The 14587-nt window shown below is 71.6% G+C and carries 15 protein-coding genes and 2 pseudogenes; 4 read left to right on the forward strand and 13 right to left on the reverse strand.

Annotation, left to right across the window (positions count from 1 at the left end; genetic code table 11):
• Nucleotides 1–628: 628 nt before the first annotated feature.
• The 9 genes and pseudogenes from MXD61_RS28830 to MXD61_RS11420 form a co-directional block, all read right to left on the reverse strand.
• Nucleotides 629–842, reverse strand: a pseudogene (locus MXD61_RS28830) (hypothetical protein); the annotation flags it as partial.
• Between the two features lie 439 nt (nucleotides 843–1281).
• Nucleotides 1282–2241, reverse strand: a complete 960-nt coding sequence (locus tag MXD61_RS11385; RefSeq protein WP_248812810.1) for an arsenic resistance protein — start codon at nucleotides 2239–2241, stop codon at nucleotides 1282–1284.
• A 133-nt stretch (nucleotides 2242–2374) separates the two neighbouring features.
• Nucleotides 2375–2689 carry a hypothetical protein gene (locus tag MXD61_RS11390; RefSeq protein WP_248812811.1) on the reverse strand — a complete coding sequence of 105 codons (315 nt, stop codon included), beginning with the start codon at nucleotides 2687–2689 and terminating at the stop codon, nucleotides 2375–2377.
• Nucleotides 2686–3465: a heavy metal-responsive transcriptional regulator gene (locus MXD61_RS11395; protein WP_248812812.1), complete on the reverse strand. Its 780-nt coding sequence runs from the start codon at nucleotides 3463–3465 to the stop codon at nucleotides 2686–2688. The genes MXD61_RS11390 and MXD61_RS11395 overlap by 4 nt, the downstream gene beginning before the upstream one ends.
• 424 nt (nucleotides 3466–3889) lie before the next feature.
• Entirely contained in the window at nucleotides 3890–4336 is a 447-nt protein-coding gene (locus tag MXD61_RS11400; protein WP_248812813.1) for a hypothetical protein, read from the reverse strand.
• 31 nt (nucleotides 4337–4367) lie between these two features.
• A complete protein-coding gene (locus MXD61_RS11405) occupies nucleotides 4368–4778 on the reverse strand; it encodes an arsenate reductase ArsC (protein ID WP_163549329.1) in 411 nt (136 codons plus the stop codon).
• A gap of 31 nt (nucleotides 4779–4809) precedes the next feature.
• A complete protein-coding gene (locus MXD61_RS11410) occupies nucleotides 4810–5424 on the reverse strand; it encodes a three-helix bundle dimerization domain-containing protein (protein ID WP_248812814.1) in 615 nt (204 codons plus the stop codon).
• Nucleotides 5421–6134 (reverse strand): MIP/aquaporin family protein, encoded by a 714-nt coding sequence (locus tag MXD61_RS11415; RefSeq protein WP_248812821.1) that lies wholly within the window; start codon nucleotides 6132–6134, stop codon nucleotides 5421–5423. The genes MXD61_RS11410 and MXD61_RS11415 overlap by 4 nt, the downstream gene beginning before the upstream one ends.
• A 74-nt stretch (nucleotides 6135–6208) precedes the next feature.
• Complete coding sequence (locus tag MXD61_RS11420; RefSeq protein ID WP_248812815.1) at nucleotides 6209–6745, reverse strand: ArsI/CadI family heavy metal resistance metalloenzyme; 537 nt, start codon at nucleotides 6743–6745, stop codon at nucleotides 6209–6211.
• Nucleotides 6746–6845: 100 nt separating this feature from the next.
• Between MXD61_RS11420 and MXD61_RS11425 the strand changes: the two genes are divergently transcribed.
• The gene (locus tag MXD61_RS11425; protein WP_248812816.1) at nucleotides 6846–7235 is read left to right on the forward strand and encodes a helix-turn-helix transcriptional regulator; all 390 of its coding nucleotides are present in this window, start codon (nucleotides 6846–6848) and stop codon (nucleotides 7233–7235) included.
• Nucleotides 7236–7277: 42 nt separating this feature from the next.
• Here MXD61_RS11425 and MXD61_RS11430 read toward each other — a convergent pair whose 3' ends face one another.
• Nucleotides 7278–7490, reverse strand: a complete 213-nt coding sequence (locus MXD61_RS11430; protein WP_248812817.1) for a hypothetical protein — start codon at nucleotides 7488–7490, stop codon at nucleotides 7278–7280.
• A gap of 1161 nt (nucleotides 7491–8651) precedes the next feature.
• Nucleotides 8652–9095: a type II 3-dehydroquinate dehydratase gene (locus tag MXD61_RS11435; RefSeq protein WP_248812818.1), complete on the reverse strand. Its 444-nt coding sequence runs from the start codon at nucleotides 9093–9095 to the stop codon at nucleotides 8652–8654.
• Between the two features lie 350 nt (nucleotides 9096–9445).
• Here MXD61_RS11435 and MXD61_RS11440 point away from each other — a divergent pair, with 350 nt between their 5' ends.
• The 3 genes and pseudogenes from MXD61_RS11440 to MXD61_RS11450 all read left to right on the forward strand — a co-directional run.
• Nucleotides 9446–10612: a DegT/DnrJ/EryC1/StrS family aminotransferase gene (locus tag MXD61_RS11440; protein ID WP_248812819.1), complete on the forward strand. Its 1167-nt coding sequence runs from the start codon at nucleotides 9446–9448 to the stop codon at nucleotides 10610–10612.
• Nucleotides 10613–10671: 59 nt separating this feature from the next.
• Nucleotides 10672–11841: a Gfo/Idh/MocA family protein gene (locus MXD61_RS11445; protein WP_248812822.1), complete on the forward strand. Its 1170-nt coding sequence runs from the start codon at nucleotides 10672–10674 to the stop codon at nucleotides 11839–11841.
• Between the two features lie 55 nt (nucleotides 11842–11896).
• Nucleotides 11897–12553: pseudogene (locus MXD61_RS11450) on the forward strand (HAD-IA family hydrolase); the annotation flags it as partial.
• Nucleotides 12554–12924: 371 nt separating this feature from the next.
• Here the strand turns inward: MXD61_RS11450 and MXD61_RS11455 are convergent.
• Together MXD61_RS11455 and MXD61_RS11460 are read right to left on the reverse strand one after the other, a co-directional pair.
• Nucleotides 12925–13917, reverse strand: coding sequence for an ROK family protein (locus MXD61_RS11455; RefSeq protein ID WP_248812823.1), 993 nt, complete (start codon nucleotides 13915–13917; stop codon nucleotides 12925–12927).
• Between the two features lie 82 nt (nucleotides 13918–13999).
• Nucleotides 14000–14587: shikimate dehydrogenase (locus tag MXD61_RS11460; RefSeq protein ID WP_248812820.1), on the reverse strand; the 588-nt coding region annotated here is incomplete at its 5' end.

Below are 14587 nucleotides of genomic sequence, written 5' to 3' on the forward strand. Positions count from 1 at the left end.
CGGCCCCCCCCCCCCCCCCCCCCCCCCCCCCCCCCCCCGCGCGCCCCGGCCCCCCCCCCCCCCCGCCCCCCGAGGGTTCATCACCATCTACCGGCCAAGACGCACCGGGTACTGGAACCCGCCTGCCCACCCGAGAGGGCGGGGGTGCGGGGATCGCATATGCGTGACCGGGGACCACCTTCCAATCCGGGGCCTGCGCGGCGTCCGAGCGAGAGTGTCCATCGCCCGGGCGATCCTGATGGTGCCTGCTCCCCTCTCCTCGTCGTTCACCTCTCTAGGTTCTGCCGAACGTGTTGCGGTGATGCTCGGCGGCCTGCCCTGGCCGCCGTCCTGCTCGCGGCAGTTCCTGTCTGCCGCGACCATGGACTCTCTTGGCTACGAGAGGAACTGTACCCAGGGTGGCGCCAGATGTCTAGTGCAGCGGGGACAGATTTTTGGGCTCCCAGCGGACAGCTACCCTCCGGTGGCGCTGGTAGCGAGCCTTGGATCCGGCGCTGATCCTGTGATGATCCGGTCTGCTGTGACGCGCGCGGGCGGCACGGATCGGGTCGTGAGCCGCGGACGGTATTGATCGAGTGGGAACCTGCGGACCCTGTGCGACCCGGACGCCGCGAATCGAGTGGGTCGGTCAGTGACCGCGCGGCGCGAACATGATCAGGGACCTGCCGGTCAGGCAGATCAGCGCGCCGATGATGGCGAAGCTGTCGGCAGCCGTCGGCCACCGCGCTCCACAGCAGCGAACCGGCGACGAAGATCCCGCCGTAGGCAGCCAGGATGCGCCCGAAGGGGGCGTCGCGCTGGAAGGGGGCGGCGAAGCCGTACAGGCTGGCAACGCCAGCTCCGCGCAGCCCCGCCGGAACCCCCGTGCGGACCTCTGAACGTGCCCGACCCGCTCGGCCAGCGCCTCGCGCCCGGCCTACGTTGCGGACTGGCCAACTACCCCGACTGACAGCCATCTACTGGCCAACCATCACGGCGAGTGGCCATCTGTCCGTTATCCCTGCAGTCGGCATTAACCGGAGGGGGATCGCCCGCGCAAAATCGCAGGCCAGCGACCCATAGTCCCCTCCGGGCGCTGCCCGGACCCGCCTGCTTGGCACGAAAAAACACCAGCGGCGGGGCGTCTGTCCCCCCATCCCGGCCCGCATGTCTCCTGCTGGTTTCCTCGGGGTTCAGGGCTGGATGAGCAGAATCCTGGCCGGTCGGTCGGGTGTAGGTGAGCAGTTGCCGCTGGTTTCGATCCACACGGTCTGTCACCGATTTCGGGGCAACCCTCGGAGATCAGGAGGCGGTGGTGGGGCGGGGTGGGGGCAGTAGCCGTGGCACGAGGCGGACGTAGGCGATCATGCCAAGGACTTCGATGAGGGTCTGGGTGACCACGACGACGGGGGCGGCGGCGAACCGGTCAGGCAGAGCGAGCGCGAGCGGGAGAACGACGAGGGAGTTGCGGGTGGCGCCGGTGAACAGCACCGCCCGTCCGGCGGGGGCGTCGAGGCGGAACAGGTGGGTCGCTGCGGTCCCGGCGAACGCCATGATGATGAGGAACGCCAGGTAGAACGGGACGACGGCGGCGACGTCGGCGAGTCTGCCGTCGAGTTTCGGGATCTGGGAGGCGACGACGGCGATGAGGACGGCGGCCATCAGCGGGACCATCGCCGTGCTGACCGTCTCCGACGCGGTCTGCCCGGCGGGTCGGCGGGCGGCCCAGCCCTGGGCGGCCCAGGCCAGGGCCAGCGGGATGACGATCAGGGTGAGGAACGCCTGGAGGAAGGGTCCGGCGTCGACGATGTCGGCCAGGTCCGAGCCGAGGAAGGCGAACAGCAGGATGGGTAGGGCCAGCATCTGCGCGACGAGGAGCAGCGGGGTCGCGGCGAGCAGACGCCGGCTGCTGCCCCCGGCAAGGCTGGTGAACACGATCACCCAGTCGATGCAGGGGCAGAGCAGGACCAGCAGCACCCCGAGCCGGACGGCCTGATCGTCGGGCAGGAACGGGAACATGACGGCGACCACGAGCGGCACGACGGCGAAGTTCACGACCAGCGCGGCGGTGAGGAACCGGCCGTCGCGCAGGGAACGGACCAGTTCGACGGCGGGGACCTGGAGGAAGGTCACGTAGAGCAGTGCTGCCAGCAGCGGGTTGATCGCGTGTTCCAGGCCCGGTCCGAGGCCGGGGGCGGTAAGGCCGAGGATGGCACCGGCGGTCATGGCGGTGAGGTAGACGCCGATCTGATGTTGGTCCATCCAGGCGACCATGCCAGACGGTTTCTGCGTCAGGGTCGGACTCCCTTGATGGTCGCCTGCCCGGGTTTGTCCCGGTCATCCTCGCAGGTCACCGGCGTTGCACTGCCCGAAGGTGCGGTGTGGTGGTGACCGGTCAGCGTGACGTGGGTGTCGCCGGGTCTCGGTGGTGGCGGAGGGTGGGCGGGTTCAGGTCGACCGGTCCGGTGGCTGTCTGGCAGGCGGCCCGGCGGCGACGGCGGATTATGACAGCGCCGAGCAGCGCGGCGACCGCCACGAAGGCTAGGGCGGGAATCCACACGGCGGCGACGGTCGCCGCGGTGCCGATGGCGCCGAGCACGGCGATCAGTGGGGCGGCGCAGCAGACCGCGCAGGCGGCGACCGCCGCCGCGGCGGTCCCGATCGTCGACCACGGACGCGAACGACGGGTCGCAGACGTGGACGGATTCATGCGGACACTCCGAACAGGTCGGCCAGCAGGGCGGTGGCGGTCTCGGGAGCGCGGATGGTGAGGACCAAGCCGGTGGGGGTGAGTTGGAGAGTGAAGGCGAAGAAGGCGCAGCAGTCCTGCTCGGCTGCGGCGAGTGCGGCGATCCGCGCGGCGAGGTCAGGGCCGGGTGGGAACGTCAGCCGTAGCCCGTCGGTGATCTCCTCCCGGCTGTCTGCTTCCTGGAGCAGCTGGTGCCATTGGGTGGCCCGTTCGGTTTGTTCGCCGCTGCTGAGGGTGCAGGCCACTGGCGCGGTCTGCCATGTCTGATCGTTGGCGGGTATGTCGGGTTGCCCCGAGGTGAGCGTGAGCGGCACCGGACCCGGCTTCGCCATGGTGGTGGTCAGGCAGCCGCAGTCCGGGCCGCAGCCACCCGCCGGTGCCGGTTCGCCCAGCTCGGTGTGGAACGCGGCCAGATGCGCCGAGAAGGCCGACAGTTCGGCGGCCCGCCGGTCGGCGTCAGCGATCCGGGCGGCGACGAGCGGCAGCATCCGTTCCCGGACCGCCGCGCACACTCCCCGTTCCCACACCGTCAGCAGATCACCGATCTCGTCCAGTGCCAGGCCGAGGAGCTTCGCGGAGGAGATGAACGCCAGCCGTTGGACCGCTTCGTCGTCGTAGACGCGGTACCCCGCCGGGGTGCGCTCGGCGGGCAGCAGCCCGGCGGTCTCGTAGAACCGCAGCGTGCTGGCCGGAACACCGGAGCGTTCCGCCAGATGCGAGATGCGATAGGTCCCCATGACCTGGACGGTAAACCTTCGACCCGACTCGAAGGTCAAGTCACAGGCTGGCTTCCCCGAAGGCTGGTCCTGAGCTGGTTCTGCGAGGGGTCAGGCTCCGGTCGAGGGTGGTTCTGTGCATCGTCGTGCTCGGCCGCCACCGGTTAGTTTCATGGCTGGAGGACGGTGGATGATCTAGGTCAGCATCCTTGGATGCCGCCGTGGCGGGCGCGGGTGTTCAGCACGTGCTGTGGGTGAAGACGAGTGTTGTGACCTGCCAGGTGTTGTCGTGTGGGGTGAGGTCGGCGGTGATGCATTGCCGTGTCTCGATGTTGGGCAGGATCTGGCCGGTGTGGCGTTCCTTCAGGGGCCACAGCGTCCAGTCCTGTGGGTCGACTACCTGTGCGGCGTCGCTGGATCTCCGGGTGACCTGCGGATGCGGGGCCTAGCCTTTTTCGATTGTGCGTACCCATCCGCGGGCGGCGTAGCCGCGGATCACTGCCTGGGCCCAGTCGAGGGCCTGTCCGTTGGCGTGGCGGATCATCGGCGGGTGGTCCGGTTCGCCGCGGGCCTGGGCATCGCTGAACGCGGCCCAGAACTGGAGGTAGGCGTCGTTGATCGGGTCTGCGGTGGGGTGGAACGTCCAGGACGGGACCGGAGTGGAAGCGACGGCTGCTGTCGTCGGTCTTGTGGTGGTGGATGGGGCGGGCGGGCTGTGGGTGCTCGGGGAGCAGCCGGCCAGGAGCAGGCTGCTGACCAGCAGGGTTGCCCATGCCAGCCGGGCGTCATGCCTGCTGTGGCCCGGGTCTTGGCGCCGGGGGGGGGGGCGGCGCGGCGGGGGGGGGGGGGCGGGGCCCGCCCCACGGCTGGCTGTGGTGCCGTGCTGCGTCACCGCGTGGTCCGGTGGTGGCGAGCCGGGAAGGTCAGGACGGAACGGGGAGCAGCTCGGCGAGGAGCTGTTCGATGCGGGTGCGGATGTCGTCGCGGATGGGGCGGACGGCGTCGATGCCCTGGCCGGCGGGGTCGTCGAGTTTCCAGTCCTCGTAGCGTTTGCCGGGGAAGATCGGGCAGGCGTCGCCGCAGCCCATGGTGATGACGACGTCGGAGGCTTCGACCGCGTCAACGGTGAGGATCTTCGGGGTCTGGTCGGTGATGTCGATGCCGACTTCGGCCATGGCGGCGACCGCGGTGGGGTTGATCTGGTCAGCGGGGGCGGAGCCGGCGGAGCGGACCTCGACGCGGTCGCCAGCGAGGTGGGTGAGCCAGCCGGCGGCCATCTGGGAACGGCCGGCGTTGTGGACACAGACGAACAGCACCGAGGGTTTCGTGGTCATGGAAGCGCGATCCTTCTCTGTGAGGGGGCGGTCAGGGGGTTGTGCGGCGGGTGCCGTGGTGGTCGCGGAGCCAGGTTTGGGCGGCGATCTGGACGGCGTCCCAGGGTGAGCCCAGGGGTGGCGTGTAGGCGAGGTCGAGGTCGTTGACGGCGTCGACGGTCATGTGGTGGTGGATCGCGGTGGCGTAGATGTCGACGCGTTTGGCGACCAGGCTCAGCCCGACATCCTTCATCGCGGCGATCACCTCGGGGTGGATGTGTTCGCCGGGGTCGGAGCCGCCGGTGCGGATATGCAGGGCGGTCCCGGCGTAGTGGCGGGTGAACGCCGCGGCGATCTGCGAACGGCCGGCGTTACGGACGCAGACGAACAGCACCTCCGGCACCCTCTTCGCGATCAGCCCGCGGGTCGCTCCGAGGGCTTCGAGGCGTTCCCGGGTCAGCCGCTCGGCCAGGGTCGGCAGGAACAGGGTGACCTGGGCGGTGCGCGCGAGCCGGGCGTAGGAGTCGACGAACACCTCCTCCACCTCGCCGGCGGTGAAGGTGGTGTCGTAGGCGAGCCGGTCGGCGCTGGCCCGCAGCGCACGGACGGTCGCCGGGTCCACCCCGGTCAGGGCGTCCAGCCGGGTGGGGGATGCGGGATCGATCATGACGCATCTCGGGATGCAGGCGGCTCCGCGCCGTTCGCGGTCGCCGGGTCGGCATGGGGCAGCACGACCTGCGCAGCCTGCGCGCGGGCCGTGGCGGTAGGGGGGTAGAACAGCCGGACCAGCCCGTAGCCGACCGCCCCGCCGACCACCTGGGCGGCGATGAACGCGGGTGCGGAAGCGGGGGCGATGCCGGCGAAGCTGTCGGAGAACATCCGGCCGACGGTGATGGCGGGGTTCGCGAAACTCGTCGAGCTGGTGAACCAGTACGCCGCCCCGATGTAGGCGCCGACCGCGGCCGGGGCCCGTTCGGCCCGGCCCGACCGGACCAACGCGAAAATCAGCAGGATCAGGCCAGCGGTCGCGACGACCTCGGCGAGCAGATGCGCTCCCGAGGCCCGGTGGTGGGTCGCGATCGACACCGCCGACCGGTCGAACATCAGGTTCGCCAGCACCGCCCCGCCGATGCAGCCGGCGACCTGCGCAGGCAGGTAGGCGGCGGCGTCGCGCCATGACACGCCGCCGAACGCGGCGTCGACAAGGGTGACGACCGGATTGAAGTGCGCCCCGGACACCGGGCCGACCATGAGGATGATGGCGAACAGGCCGGCGGCGGTCGCCGCGGCGTTCTCCACCAGTTGCAACCCGACCTGGCCGGGGCTGAGCTGGACCGCGGCGATTCCCGACCCGACGACCAGAGCGGCGAGCAGCATGCTGCCCACCGCCTCGGCGGCCAGCCGCCGCGTCAGCGACGACCGGCCACCCGGCTCGATATCCGCCACGGGGTTCAGCGGGCGCCGGCGGGCGCCGGTTCGATCGCGACGTCGACAGTGTCCACGGCGGGGCCGCGGTCCACCCCCGGCCCGCAGGCGCAGGCCGACCCCGGCCCCGATCCTGACCCGCTGCCCGGTTCCACCGTCCGCAACGTCGGCACCGACCCGTCGACGACATCGGAGAGCACCGTGTAGACCTCCCATGGCGCACCGTCGGGGTCATCGACCCAGACCTTGTCCTGCACCGCGTAGCAGCAGGCGGTGTTCTCCTCGACCGCGGTCTCCAGGCCGGCCCCGGCCAGCCGGGTCGTCGCGGCGGTGACCTCGTCGGTGGATTCGACCTCAACGCCGAGATGGTTCAACGCTCCCGCGACACCGCTGCCGCGGACGTCCGGGTTCTCGATCAGCACCAGCTTCAACGGCGGCACGTCGACCGCGAAGTTCGCATACCCCGCCCGCCGCTTCGCCGGCCCGACCCCGAACAGCTTCGAGTAGAACTCCACTGCCGCGTCCACATCGGACACGTTCAACGCCAACTGCACCCGCGCCATCACGATCACCCCACACATTGACGGTCGTCTATATCCCTGTGGGACGGAGCATGCTCGCAGACATCGACCGCTGTCAATCCCTCGTGGCATGCTGGACCCCATGGCCACGACCGCGATACCCGCCCCCACCGCGGCGCTCCCCGACCCGCCTGACCCCACTGGCGGCGCACTCGGGGCCTGCTGCACCCCGCTGGGGACCGCACCCCTGTCCGCCCACGATGCCGACCAGCTCGCCGCCGTGCTCAAGGCCATCGCCGTCCCCGCCCGACTACGCCTCCTGTCGATGATCTACGCCCGCGGCGGCGACGAAGCCTGCGTCTGCGAACTCACCGAACCCCTCGGGCTGACCCAACCCACCGTCAGCCACCACCTGAAGGTCCTCGTCGACGCCGGCCTGATCAGCCGCGACAAACGCGGCGTCTGGGCCTACTACCGGCCCGTACCCGGTGCGCTGAACAGCCTCGCCGTCATGTTCGGCCCCGCACAGTAGACATGGCGCATCCGCACAGCAGTCCGGGAGGGGTGTGGTGTCCTACACCGTTTCTGTCGGGGCCTGGCCGGCTTCGAGGGCCAGGCGGGAGGATCGGACCTGCTCGCCGAGCTGCGTGACCAGGGCCCGCGCCCGCTTCGAGCCGACCTTGAGTCGTTTGCGCAGCTCGTCCGAGGAGATTGGACGGCGGTGCTCTGCCCAGTAGCGGGCGTCCTCGCGCCGCGCGCGCTCCAGTAGCGAGCCGTCGAGTACCACGGTGCTCGGCCGGCCGGGAGCGCGCTGCGCCGGACCTGCCGCCGCCTCGGCCTGGGGGGCTCTCGCCTCTGGTTGGCGCCGACACGGTGGTGGCCACCGTTGCCCCGTCGGTGTCTGCTGGCTGGTCCGGGACGACGGGGTGGAAGGTGGTGGGGTGGCGCATCGCGCGCAACAGCCCCGGGCCCACCTCGGACCAGCCGATCAGCAAAGCTGGCCCGTCCGCCACGGCCGTAACGTCCGCGACCATCAGGTAGCCGCCCTGGTCAGCGCCTGCGCCGCCGCCGACTGGGCTCCGTCACTGGGAGTGATAGGCGCAGGTACGCGAGCCGAGACCGCCAGGCGCGACTTCGCCTGGTTCTGCGTAGATGCTGTACGAACCTCCCCTGGGGCACCTTGGCACGCTGACCAGGCACGGACCGTACTGACAGGTCCGGGGCGGGTCAGGCGCCCCGCCCGCATCCGACGTGTCGTCCCAGGCAGGATCGTGCGCTGTCGCTTCACCGCGTGCCGGCCGGTATCCGGTGGGTGGGCGGCGGCGCGGGTTCTCCCGTGGCGGGGCGACGGGGAGTCGCGGTTCAGGACAGTCCGGCATAACCGTCGGGTCGGCGGTCCCGGCGTCGGTCTGGGTGAGGCGTCGGTGCCGGCGCCGGCCGAGTCCGCGGCTGGCCTGACGGAAGAAAACGTCCATTGCCCGGAATAGCGATCGGGCGGACCGTCAGGTTTACCGGCCGGGCCGGTGAACAAAGTGAGTCGACTGTGTCGGCGGTCACGAAGCCATCGGCCGTGATCCGGCGGGTGGCGGACCGCGGCGCCGCGGGAGGCGTCTCTTATGTCGGCCATCCCGCGGTCGGGTCGGGTGCGGCGGCGGTGCGCACGTGCTGTACGCCCGCCTATATGGGGCCGCGGTCGGTCCTCATGTCCATGGCATCGGCGGTGAATAGCAGCTATCCGGCTGGTGGTTGTCTCATAAATGATTGCCTGGACGTGGCGGGAGCCACCAGGACGAAAACACGACCAGCCGATGCCGATCGGCGCTCGGGGCGCGGGCGGCGGACCCGGGCGTGGCGGTCGTGGATCTCGCCGGAATCGAAGCTCGTGGCCCGCGCGGTCCGGCGGCCTCGGGCCCCGGTCCGGCGCGGGCCCTCGGCGGGGGCCGGGAGGTCAGGCGCCTGCCGGCGACACCAGTTCGAGCAGGGCGGACGCGGCGAGCTCGTAGCCCAGGGCGCCCAGCCCGACGACGACGCCACTGGCCAGCGCGGAAAGAATCGACTCGTGTCGGAAGGACTCCCGCGCCCAGACGTTGGAAAGGTGCACCTCGATCCACGGCGCGGGATAGTTGGCCAGGGCGTCCCGAAGGCTCCAGCCGTACATCATGAGTGCACCGGGATTGACGATCGCGCCCACCGAGTCGTAGTTGTCCTGAATTGCGTGGATGAGCTCGCCCTCGGATTCCCGCTGAATCGAGAGCACTTTCCATCCCCGCTCGGCCACCCGTGCGCCGACTGCGGATTCAATGTCGTCAAGGGTTGCCGTTCCGTATACCTCGGGTTGCCGCCGACCAAGTATGCCGAGGTTGGGTCCGTTCAGAAGCAGCAGCGTGCTCACAGTTTCCTCATCACATTGCCGACCCGACCGGCCGCGGTGGCCGGCGCCGGCCCGGAGGCTACCGCAGCCGTGCTGAGGCCTCTGCGGACAGCGGCGAAAGGCCAGCCCAGCGGACGGCGACGGGTCCGGCGGCCCGGCCGCCCATGATCACCCGATCGTAGCGGGACTATTGGTTGCGGATTGGCTTTCGTATGATGTGAGCCAGGGCCTGCCGAAGCTTCCCGGGGGCGTGAGGTACGGTCCGTCGCGCACCACTCGTGCGGATTCTGCGGACAACCCACGGTAATGAACCGTCGACGGCCGAGATCCTTACGCGTACCTTATCGTCACGTAAGAAAAGGGTGGGGACCATGAGCGGTGAAGTGCTACGCGCACCGGAACTGCCGGCTTGGCCGCAGTACTCCGACGAGGAGCGCGACGGTCTGATCCGGGCTCTGGAGCAGGGCCAGTGGTGGCGCATGGGCGGCAGCGAGGTTGACAGCTTCGAACGCGAATTCGGTGCTTATCACGGCGCCGAGTACGCGCTGGCCGTCACCAATGGCACGCACGCCCTCGAGCTGGCGCTGCAGGTTCTCGGGGTCGGCCCGGGCACCGAGGTCATCGTCCCGGCGTTCACGTTCATCTCGTCCTCGCAGGCCGCGCAGCGCCTCGGCGCCGTGGCCGTGCCGGTGGATGTCGACCTCGACACCTACTGCATCGACCCGCAGGCCGCCGCCGCGGCCGTCACCAGCCGCACCAAGGCGATCATGCCGGTGCACATGGCCGGCCAGATCTCCGACATGGACGCGCTGGCCAAGCTGTCGGCCGACACCGGCGTCCCGCTGCTGCAGGACGCCGCGCACGCGCACGGCACCCAGTGGCAGGGCCGCAAGGTCGGCGAGCTCGGCTCGGTGGCGGCGTTCAGCTTCCAGAACGGCAAGCTCATGACCGCGGGCGAGGGCGGCGCGGTGACCTTCCCCGACGCGGAGCTGTTCGAGCTGGCGTTCCTGCGGCACAGCTGTGGCCGGCCGCGCACCGACCGCCGCTACTTCCACCAGACCTCCGGCTCGAACTTCCGGCTCAACGAGTTCTCCGCCTCGGTCCTGCGGGCCCAGCTCGGTCGGCTGGCCGGTCAGATCGACACCCGTGAGCAGCGTTGGCCGGTGCTCGCCGAAGCACTCGCGGCCATCCCCGGCGTGGTGCCGCAGAGCCGCGACGAGCGTTGTGACCGCAACTCGCACTACATGGCGATGTTCCGGGTGCCGGGCCTGGGTGAGGACCGACGTAACGCACTCGTCGACGCGCTCCTCGAGCGTGGCCTGCCGGCCTTCGCCGCCTTCCGGTCGATCTACCGGTCGAACGGCTTCTGGGAGTCCGGCGCGCCGGACACCACGGTCGACGAGCTGGCGGCCCGCTGCCCCAACACCGAGGCGCTCAGCGCGGACGGCATCTGGCTGCACCACCGCACCCTGCTCGGCACCGAGGAGCAGATGCACCAGGTGGCAGCGGTCGTGGCCGACGTGATCGCGGCCCAGTGACCGCAGCGACCTCCGCGGCGGCCGCCGCGGCGAGCGACCCGTCCCTCGACGCGGTGCCACTGCGGGTCGCCGTCGTCGGGCTGGGTTGGGCTGGGCGTTCGATCTGGCTGCCCCGGCTACGGGAACATCCACGGTTCGCGGTGACCGCTGTCGTCGATCCTGACCCGGCCGCGCGCACCGCCGTCGCCACGGACCTCGCCCCCGCGGGGCAGGAGACGGACGCGGCCGGTGGGGCGTCCGGGTCGGCGGAGCTGGCGGTGTTCGCCGACGTCGACGAGCTGGCCGCGGCGGGTCCCGCCCGGCCCGACCTGGCCGTGGTGGCGGTACCCAACAACCGCCACGCCGACATCGCCGAACGGCTGCTGGCCGCGGGCATCCCGGTGTTCCTGGAGAAGCCGGTGTGCCTGAGCTCGGCGGAGGCCGACCGGCTGGCAGCGGCGGAGCAGGCGGGTGACGCGACGCTGCTGGCCGGCAGCGCCGCGCGCTACCGGGCCGACGTGAGCCGGCTCTACGAGGTGGCGGCGTCGCTCGGTGCCATCCGACACGTCGATCTGGCCTGGGTGCGGGCCCGGGGCATTCCCGACGCCGGCGGCTGGTTCACCCGGCGCGAGCAGTCCGGTGGCGGCGCGCTGGTCGACCTCGGCTGGCATCTGCTCGACACGCTCACCCCGCTGCTCGGAGCCGTCCGGTTCCGCGAGGTGATCGGGACGACGTCGGACGACTTCGTCAACGACGGTGCCTGGGCGGCGGCCTGGCGACACGGTGACCAGCCCGGGGACGGGCAGCCGGCGCCGGAGCAGCCGCCGCGGGTCGGTGGCGACGTGGAGGACACCGCGCGGGGCTTCCTGGTCACCGAGGACGGCATGTCGGTGGCGCTGCGGGCGAGCTGGGCCTCGCACGAGGCGCGGGACCTGACCGCGATCACCGTCGAAGGTACGGGCGGCACGGTGTCGTTGCGCTGCACCTTCGGGTTCGGCCCGAACCGGCAGGACCGGTCGCTGCTCACCCTCACCCGCACCGGCCAGACCAGTCCGGTGACCCTGCCGGACGAACCGATCGGCGCCGAGTACCGCCGGCAGCTCGACGAACTGCCGGCGATGCTGGCCGACCCTGCCTCCCGTGGTCGGGCGATCGCCGAGGTCCGTCCGACGATCGCCGCGATCGAACGGTTCTACGCCTGCGCACGCGCGTCCCGCCAGGCGCCGGATCTCGTCCCCGCGGGCCGATGACGCTCCGCCCAGCCATCACCACCACCGCCGATGTCCAGTGAGCCAAGGGGGGCATGTGGGAACGGAACGTGAGAACGGGCAGGCCGTCGTCGTCCGGCGCCAGGCAGTGATCTTCGACCTCGATGGTGTCCTGGTGGACAGCTTCGGCGTGATGCGCCAGGCGTTCACGATCGCCTACGCGGAGGTCGTCGGCGACGGCCTGGCCCCCTTCGAGGAGTACGAGCGCTACCTGGGCCGCTACTTCCCCGACATCATGCGGATCATGAATCTGCCGCTGGAGATGGAGGAGCCCTTCGTCCGGGAGAGCTACCGCCTCGCCAGCGAGGTCGTCCTGTTCGACGGTGTCGCGCACCTGCTGCGCACCCTGCGGGAACGCGGCTACGGGCTGGCCGTCGCCACCGGAAAGGCGGGGCCGCGGGCCCGTCACCTGCTCGGTGTGCTCGGTGTGCTCGACCTGTTCGACCACGTCATCGGCTCGGACGAGATCGCTCGGCCCAAGCCCGCACCGGACATCGTCCTGCACGCCCTGGCGCTGCTCGGCGCCGATGCGAGCACGGCGGTGATGATCGGGGACGCGGTCGCCGACCTCGACAGCGCCCGCGGTGCCGGGGTGATGGCCGCGGCGGCCCTGTGGGGCGAGACCGACGGTGTGGAGCTGATCGCGGCCGCACCGGATGCCGTCCTGCACCGGCCGTCCGACCTGCTGGTCCTGCTCGGTGAGTCGAGCCCGATCCCGGCGGCGACGGTCCCGGCTCCGACGCGGTCGAGCGGTGGCGTACCGGAGGTGCCCGCGGCGCGCACGGATGTGGTGACCGTCGTCCCGTCGTCCGCGGCATCGTCCTCGGTGGGCGAACGGATTCTCACCGGCGACTAGCCGAGCAGGGCCACGCATGTTCAGGGACGACATCGCTGTCACGGGCAGTCGTCGCCGCTGGCGGCCTGGCGGAGCGGATGAGTCCTTCTACAGGGACGAAACGGACAGAGTCGCACCGTGAGCCCTGTAGAAGGACCGCAAAGATCGACACGCCCGGGATCATCGCGGCTTGCGACGCCACTGTGGTCACGCCGGTCGTCGCCCCCCGGTCAGTCGGCCTGGCGGGCCAGCAGCAGGGCGCCGGACAGAGACGACAGCCCGCCGAGGACAGCGGCCTGGACCGGCGCCGGCGGATGCCCGGGGCGACCGAGGACGCGGGCCTGCTCGTCCACCGCGGCGGCGAAGCCCGGCAGGCCGTCGGCGAACCCGCCGCCGACCACCGCCAGCCTCGGATGCAGGACCTCGGTCAGGCTGACCACGGCCACGGCCGCCGCCTGGGCGCTCTCCCGCACCGCGCGGACCGCCCAGTCGGCCTGCGCCAACCAGCCCGCGCGCAGCTCGGCGAACGGGATTCCGGCCGGCTCACCGCCGCCTGGTTCACCGCCGTCCGGCTCGTCGACGCTGGTGGTGGCGGCGCGGTAGGCCGCGGCGCGACGCAGGGTGGCGGGGCCGCTGGCCGTCGCCTGGACGCAGCCGCGGCGCCCACATGCGCACACCGCGCCGGTCATCGAGATCAGCATGTGCCCGATCTCCGCCGAGCCGTGGCCGGGGCGCGGGCAGGGCCGGCCGGCCAGCACGAGCCCGCCGCCGACCCCGGTGCCGATGCCCAGGTAGACCAGATCGGGGCAGTCGGCCGCGGCCGCCTCGGCGAGCGCGGCGAGGTCACCGTCGTCGGCGTGGGCGACGCGGGCCCCGGGCACCAGCCCGCGCATCGCCGCCCCGAAGTCCAGGCCGGTCCAGCTCGGCCGGCCAGGCCAGGTCGTCACCCGACCAGCCGGATCGACGGTGGCGGGCATCGCGACGCCGACCGCGGTGAGCGGACCGCTCCACCGGGCCCGCAGCGCGGCGATCCCGTCGGTGAGATCGGCCAGGTCCCGCGGGGCGCTGGCGGCGGGCGTCCAGGGAAACGACGACTCCACGGGTGCGACATCGGCGCCGCTGCCCGGGCCACCGTCGGCGCCGGAGGGTTCGATGCGCAACGCGACCTTCGTGCCCCCGATGTCGATGCCGAGCACCCCCGGTGTCGGTGCGGACGCGGGCATGGGCATGGGACGCGCCTTTCATGGCCGGGGACCGAGCTGTCCGGGAACCGAGCTGGTGGGGGGCGAAGCTGGTGGGGTTGGGTCAGGCTGAGGCGGCGACGTCGCCGCCGCCGGGGGCGGTGAGGCCGAAGAACTCCCGGTAGAGGTCCACCTGCTCGGCCAGCATGGGAATGCCGGGATGGGTGCGCAGCCCCAGCGCGCCGGCCACGTCGAGCAGCCTGGTGCGGGCCGGCTTCATGATGATGTCCGCCACCAGCGCGCCGGCTGGCAGCGCCTCCGGGGGGAACGGCAGCGGGTCGTCGGGGCGCAGACCGAGCGGGGTGGCGTTCACCGCGAGATCCGCGTCGGCCAACGCGGGTCGGACGGCCCGCGTCACCCGTCCGGGCCAGTGCACGTCGAGACGGGCCACCAGATCCGCGCATTTCGCCTGGTCCGGGTCGTGAATGGCCAGCTGGCGACAGCCGGCGCCGAGCAGGGCGACGGCGATCGCGCTGCCGGCACCGCCCGCCCCCATCAGGGCGACCCGCGTTCCCTCCAGGGGTTGACCGGCTCGGGCCAGACCGCGTACGAAGCCGGCGCCGTCGAAGTTGTCGGGGGGCCCCCCCCCCCCCGGCGGCCGCCCCCGCCCCGTGGGGCGGGCGCGGGTGGGGGCGGCGGGGGCGCGGGGGGT

Source organism: Frankia sp. AgPm24 (genome assembly GCF_023243055.1).
GTDB lineage: Bacteria > Actinomycetota > Actinomycetes > Frankiales > Frankiaceae > Frankia > Frankia umida.

Coding starts and splice junctions, on each gene's coding strand:
- MXD61_RS11385 (WP_248812810.1), bottom strand. CDS start 2,241: ATGGACCAACATCAGATCGGCGTCTACCTCACCGCCATGACCGCCGGT.
- MXD61_RS11390 (WP_248812811.1), bottom strand. CDS start 2,689: ATGAATCCGTCCACGTCTGCGACCCGTCGTTCGCGTCCGTGGTCGACG.
- MXD61_RS11395 (WP_248812812.1), bottom strand. CDS start 3,465: ATGGGGACCTATCGCATCTCGCATCTGGCGGAACGCTCCGGTGTTCCG.
- MXD61_RS11405 (WP_163549329.1), bottom strand. CDS start 4,778: ATGACCACGAAACCCTCGGTGCTGTTCGTCTGTGTCCACAACGCCGGC.
- MXD61_RS11410 (WP_248812814.1), bottom strand. CDS start 5,424: ATGATCGATCCCGCATCCCCCACCCGGCTGGACGCCCTGACCGGGGTG.
- MXD61_RS11415 (WP_248812821.1), bottom strand. CDS start 6,134: ATGCTGCTCGCCGCTCTGGTCGTCGGGTCGGGAATCGCCGCGGTCCAG.
- MXD61_RS11420 (WP_248812815.1), bottom strand. CDS start 6,745: ATGGCGCGGGTGCAGTTGGCGTTGAACGTGTCCGATGTGGACGCGGCA.
- MXD61_RS11425 (WP_248812816.1), top strand. CDS start 6,846: ATGGCCACGACCGCGATACCCGCCCCCACCGCGGCGCTCCCCGACCCG.
- MXD61_RS11440 (WP_248812819.1), top strand. CDS start 9,446: ATGAGCGGTGAAGTGCTACGCGCACCGGAACTGCCGGCTTGGCCGCAG.
- MXD61_RS11455 (WP_248812823.1), bottom strand. CDS start 13,917: ATGCCCGCGTCCGCACCGACACCGGGGGTGCTCGGCATCGACATCGGG.